We start from the raw sequence: 6,000 nt of genomic DNA, 5'->3' as shown, positions 1-6,000 counted from the left end.
AAAAGATCTGAGATGGTAGTTACCGTTCAGATCTTTTTTCTATGAGCTCAGCTATAGATAAAGGAAAGGGCGTTCTCTTCAACCATTTTTGATTATTATTTTTTTAACAGCATTTTTTCAGCTCCCAAGAAAAACATTGCACTAGAAGCGACAAATTGTTCATGAGAGAATAAAAATATATGGTAATCCACTTTATATTAAAGAGAAAGTTTTAAATGCTCGCATCTAAGACTAATCGAAGTGTTGGATGATTGCGGTAGGAACGATTACGGAACCAATGCTAGCTATGATTTAAGAAGTTTAGTTATGCAAAGTGATAATTAAAAGATTGTTGTATCAATTGGGAAATGGGAACGTGATGCTCGTCTTTTTCGCACAATATGTGATTCTTTCCGACGAAAAGTAACTGATGTACCGATGGAAAAATGGGATAACTAAAAAAAGATGAAGGAGTATTGATATGAAAAAGAAAGCAAAAATCTATTATTTACTAGTTCTGGTCGCATTTACAGCTGGATGTATCAGCAAAACTAAAGTAGGATTTGCTGAAGAGAAGGGATCAATATCCGCTAGTTCTGATAGTTCAGCTTTTATTGATTCATTCAAGAATGATTCATCCAAATGTTCAATAGCAGCATCGCAATGCCCAAATTCTGAGTCTCCATCCTCAAGTGCTGCAGTTAATACTAGTGACGAACAACCAGTCAATGATAAAAAATCTCTAAATACAACTGAAGATTCGATTTCGAACAAGCAAACGGAGTCAGAAGGAAAAGAAGAGTACCGTGCAAAAAAAGACTTGAAAAAAACTTCAATAGAAAACTCTGTGACGGTAAGCACATACCCTGAATTCAAGTCTGCGTTGCTTGACTCAAATGTACAATCGATTTCTTTAGCAAACGATCTAAAATTATTGGGAACATTTAATATCTTCAGCAATAAAAAGATTCTTGGAAATGGTCATACAATCGATATGAATTATCAAAAAATTGGTGTAGCTTTGAACAACGCTGTATGTGGGATTGAAGACATTCATCTAACCAATCAGCCCATCTATCCGCTTTTCTGGTCCGAGTATCCAGGTGTGACTGTTAACTATAAGAACGTGACTTCAACAGGAAATCAGTTCATTTATTTGGCAAATGGAACGGCAAATTTGGAAGGAACCATAGAGGCAAGTGCCAATTTAGAAGAAATCTTTCAAGGAAAACAATTAAACATCACCAATGATGCGAAGGTGAAATTTACAGATACCGCAAATTACATTGCTCTTAATACAGGCGATGGCCTAAACGTTGGTGCAAAAGCAAACGTAAAAGTAGCTGCAAAAGGATTAGGACTATCTATGTATAATCCCAACGGAAATATTACTGTCCATGGAAATGTAACGATCGACTCCGATGTGGACTCTGCCATTCGTGGTGCAGCAGGAGGAAGCTTGATAATTGATCATGCTGGAACATTAGACACAAGTTCAAAAGTAACTGATGAAGAAGCGATCCTGCTTTATAACGGATCAGTGACAGTCAAAAGCAATGGGACATTGGTTGCTTCCTCTGAAGGATTGCAGGCAACAATTCAAACTGGGAACAAATTAAATCTCCTTGAAGGTTCCAATTTCAAGATTTCCAATAGTAAGGGGCCTGCTTTGGGTGCCTGGGCGCTTCCAACAACTGTTCATGTTGCTTCCTCAAAAGGACTAAGTACGTGGAAAGTTAAGAATACCGCATCCGAAGAACCAGATGATGTTTATGAAGGTCCATTAACCGCAAGTTTTGTTCTAGATACCTATACAACTGGACAACGAACGTTAGACTTGGAATCAACTAATGCAGCTTTCTTAAAGAATTTTGATTCAGGTAAAGTCGGAAAAATTGTTGGCGGCAGTTTTTCAAAGAAAACAGAGATCGCCCCAACTACGATTGATGCATTGACTACCGAAAGTACGCAAGCAAGTGGAACGGCTGAGCCGGAAGCGGAAATTGTAATCAAAGTGAATGATAACGAAATCGCAAAAGGGACGGTCAACAAAAATGGAAAATATCTGTTGCCAATTCCACAACAAAAAGAAGGGACGAAAGTCGTTGCAGTGGCAACTTTGAATGACTTATCATCCGATGCAAGTACAATAGTCAAGTACGTTGGACCTCGCTTCGAGATACCAGATACCCTCGATTTCAAAGAGCAAGAAATTCCAGCTTCGGATGAGTTTGTGAATCTGCCAAGTGACCAAGAAATACGAGTGAATGATACTAGCAGTAAAAAGAAGGAATGGTTCCTATCTGTTCGCGAAGAACAACCACTGAAAAATAAACATGGGGATCAGCTAAAAAATCGATTGAGCATTGCTGAACAAGATCAGATAACTCAAATCAACTCAAAGTACCAACCGGTGTTTGAAGGCAAAGGAGCTGCCAAGATTAAACTCGCAGAATGTCTTCGAATGACGGTTCATCCGACAGATCAAAAAGGAATATATGAAGGACAATTAACTTGGACTTTGACAAATGGTCCTCAATAATGGATAGACTTTTAAAATAGAACCAAGGTTCTTAACGTTTGTTCTTATTATAACGCCAAGAACGAACATTAATGATTCATTTAAGTCGTCATAAGGATAAAAAGGAGATAAGAAACATGAAAGCAGCAGTAATTAAACACATTGGATCGCCAGAAAAAATAGAAATTGTAACGTTGCCAGATCCGAAAATTTCGCCAAATGAAGTTTTGATTGAAGTATGCGGTGTTGCTGTGAATCATGTCGATACCTTTATTCGTTCTGGAAATTACCAAACGCCCATTCCTTTGCCGTTTATTATTGGGCGTGATGCAGTAGGAAAAGTCATTGATGCGGGTGAAAAAAACAGCAAATTTAAAGTGGGAGATTGGGTTTGGACCAATAGCATGGGCTATGGAGGCCGTCAAGGAATTACCAGTACACTCGCTGCCATTCCAGAGGAGCGCTTATTTCGTGTGCCGGAAAACTGTGATCCATTGCAACTTGTGGCTTCTGTACATTCAGCAGCCACAGCTGCTATTTTACTGAAGGATGTGCTAAATCTATCTGGTGAAAGAACACTGTTGATTGAGGGAGGAGCGGGGCATTTAGGAAAGAAGTTGATTCAGATTGCTTGTGACTTAGGTGCTCATGTTCTAACAACGAGTCGTCCTGATTCCTTTGCTGAGCTCCGAAGTATAGGTAGCCAAGAGGGTTATAGTTATCATACAGATGATCTAGTTCAGCTGATTCATCAAAAACATCCTCAAGGGGTCGATTTTGTGATTGATACTTCTGGACAAGTCTCTTTACAAACAAATCTAGACTGCTTATCTGTTAATGGTGTCCTAGGACTCATCACAGCGCCGATTCAACCAGCTGCTTTTTCCGTGCAGTCTTTCTATACCCAGAATAAACAAATCAAAGGATTTGTGATTAGTTTAGCTACAATTTCTCAACTTCAGTCTGCTGGGGAACAGATAAATCGCTATTTTGGTCAGGGAAAATTACTGGAAAACAATATTCTCCTCAAACATTTTTCCGATGCCTCTTGGGCTCATTCGATCCTTGAAAGAAATGAGGAAAAACGTAAAATCGTTCTAATCCCGGGAGATGAACAATAAAGGAGGACTCTTTCAAATCCGATAATTCATACACAGTGCTAGTTGAAAACCGCTGTTTTTAAAATCTAAAGTAATCATTTTATTAGAAAGGACTGGTTTACATAAGAAAGTAAACTGGTCTTTTTCACTTTGGCCCCACACGTTCATTTTTATTCGGTTCTCGTGAAATTTATTAAACTAGAAAAATTTTGTCTATCATGGGAAAATAATTCTTGGTCGATTTTGGACCCTAGTTTCTGTAATAAGTTGTACAAAGAGAAAATGACAATTTTTCATTAAAAGAGGTTATTAATTGACGTTTCTTAAAGATCGTCTCATCATATAATTAAGACATCACTGTTTATTCAGGAAAGGTATAAAAATTAAAAGGCCTGATTCTAAAAAAATGTTGTGGGAACTTTCATGTCTTTAGATTGTAGATGAGTGGTATTTTTGCCCTCAAGAAGGTAATGGCGGACTTATTCGCTTTAGAAAGAAAATATTTCTTTCTAAGCATTAGGAATTACATTTCTGAACGAGTTGGCAGAAGAAATATCTAAGAAATTCGTTTAAAAGGCGTGTTTTTAACGGTTGGTGAGAGTAAATGAAAAGGAAGTGGGTAGAATGGAATTAAAACAGGTTTCTAAAACGATTGAGAACAAGTCGATTTTGACCAATATCAACCTCGACGTTCGACCGGGAGAAATCGTTGGTTTGATCGGTCCAAATGGTGCGGGTAAGACCACCACGATGAAGATAATGAGCGGTTTAACGGTTAACTATACAGGAGAAGTGATTGGCGATGAACGAGTGGGGATGTTGATTGATGGACCAAAGTATTTTCCAAATAAGACAGCAAGAGAAAACTTATCTTATTTTCAGGCTATGTCCAATGATAGTTACCCGCTAGAATATATCGAGTCACTTTTTAACATGGAAGGCTATCAAAACAAAAAGGTGAAGAACTTCTCTTTAGGCATGAAGCAACGTCTAGGGATGGGAATCGCACTCATTAACAAGAATGATTTATTGATTCTGGATGAACCGATGAACGGTCTTGATCCAGATGGAATTCAAGCAACCATTGACACATTGAAACACCTTGCGAAAGATTTAAATCTCTCGATAATCATATCGAGCCATATTTTAAGAGACTTAGAGAAACTTTGTGACAGAGCTTATTTCATCAAGAATGGCGAAATTGTCTATCATGCGGAACTCGGCGCAAAAGAGCGTTATCAATTTGTTTTCGCAAAAGAAGACATAGCCAACGTTCAGAAATTGATCAGCCAAATTGGAGAATATGAACAATTGAATGAAACCTTTATCGTAGACGCTTCGGTAAGAGTTGAATTAATGAAATTACTTGTTCGTTTTGATTTATTTCCAACTGAAATAAAAAAATACCAATCAAATTTGGAAGAGCTGTATTTTTCAATGTAGGAAGGAGAAAGAACGATGAATGTATCCGTATTAACAAGAAAAGATATTCGAAGACGCGTCGTCTCTTTTGGCAGCAAGTATTTAATTGCAGTTAGCCTAGTTTGTTTAGCATTGCCATTCCTAAACTATTTCATGGGAGATCCTTTGGATTTCACTGATTATCTGAGCGCTGTTAACTTTATTTTCCCTGTTTTATTGCCTATACTAGCCGTTAATTTCCTAATAGACGATCAAAACACGCATATTGGCGATTTCTTCTTTAAAACAAAGAAAGGCAGAAGAAACTATCTTCTTTCACTTTTTCTCTCTGCATTTGCTCTAGGTATTGTGGCAGGAATGTTATTATTGATTTTTAGTTTAATCTTTCAATTTGGCTTTCAAGTGACAGTTCTCTGGGAACCAGTTCTGCTTTCGATAGGGGCTTATCTTTTGTGTCCGCTTTTCTATTTGAGCATTGCGTTGATTTTAGCGTTTTTTGTAAAATATGAAGGGGTAACACTAATGACCATCACGATTTTGTTGCTGATCCTGTTACCCATATTGATCTCGATTGGTGCTGCAAATATCGGGCTTTCTTTTCTATTTGAGACACCATTGTATTTACTTAGTTTTTTAGGAGTAGGGTCCGTTGCAGCAATCGATCTTGTGTATACAGCGGTTGTGGTTCTTATTCTTTATCTGATAGCTAATTGGAAAATCAAAAAGATTGATTTCTAAATGGGGTTTTCAGCAAAAAAACTTAGCATTTGCGACAATATATGTTCATAGACGAATGAACATCACTCTGTAAAAAGATTTTTTAAATGATTAATTTCAGAATTCGCCTACGATCATCGATATGTAGGTGATTTTTTTAGGCTCTGTGGGCAAGATTATACGGCAATCAGCATTTTATTATCTAAATAAAGATTTTCAATTGCAAGATAAGGCAATTTAACAAAAAATTCATAAGATTTG

Annotated in this window: 4 protein-coding genes; all 4 read left to right on the top strand. The window is 37.3% G+C overall.

The genetic code is table 11. The features are described 5' to 3' along the window. Window positions 1–460: 460 nt before the first annotated feature. The 4 genes from EG2_RS12085 (at window position 461) to EG2_RS12070 (ending at window position 5,760) form a co-directional block, all read left to right on the top strand. A complete protein-coding gene (locus tag EG2_RS12085) occupies window positions 461–2,521 on the top strand; it encodes a pectate lyase-like adhesive domain-containing protein (RefSeq protein ID WP_060814947.1) in 2,061 nt (686 codons plus the stop codon). Between the two features lie 116 nt (window positions 2,522–2,637). Further along, window positions 2,638–3,621: an alcohol dehydrogenase catalytic domain-containing protein gene (locus tag EG2_RS12080; protein WP_060814946.1), complete on the top strand. Its 984-nt coding sequence runs from the start codon at window positions 2,638–2,640 to the stop codon at window positions 3,619–3,621. 603 nt (window positions 3,622–4,224) lie between these two features. Beyond that, window positions 4,225–5,043, top strand: a complete 819-nt coding sequence (locus EG2_RS12075) for an ABC transporter ATP-binding protein (RefSeq protein ID WP_060814945.1) — start codon at window positions 4,225–4,227, stop codon at window positions 5,041–5,043. Between the two features lie 15 nt (window positions 5,044–5,058). Next, a complete protein-coding gene (locus EG2_RS12070; RefSeq protein WP_060814944.1) occupies window positions 5,059–5,760 on the top strand; it encodes a hypothetical protein in 702 nt (233 codons plus the stop codon). The last annotated feature ends 240 nt before the right edge of the window (window positions 5,761–6,000 follow it).

The organism is Enterococcus gallinarum NBRC 100675, assembly GCF_001544275.1.
GTDB classification, from domain to species: Bacteria; Bacillota; Bacilli; order Lactobacillales; family Enterococcaceae; genus Enterococcus_D; species Enterococcus_D gallinarum.
Note: the sequence above shows the minus strand (reverse complement) of the source record. Positions and strands in the feature narration are given on the sequence as shown.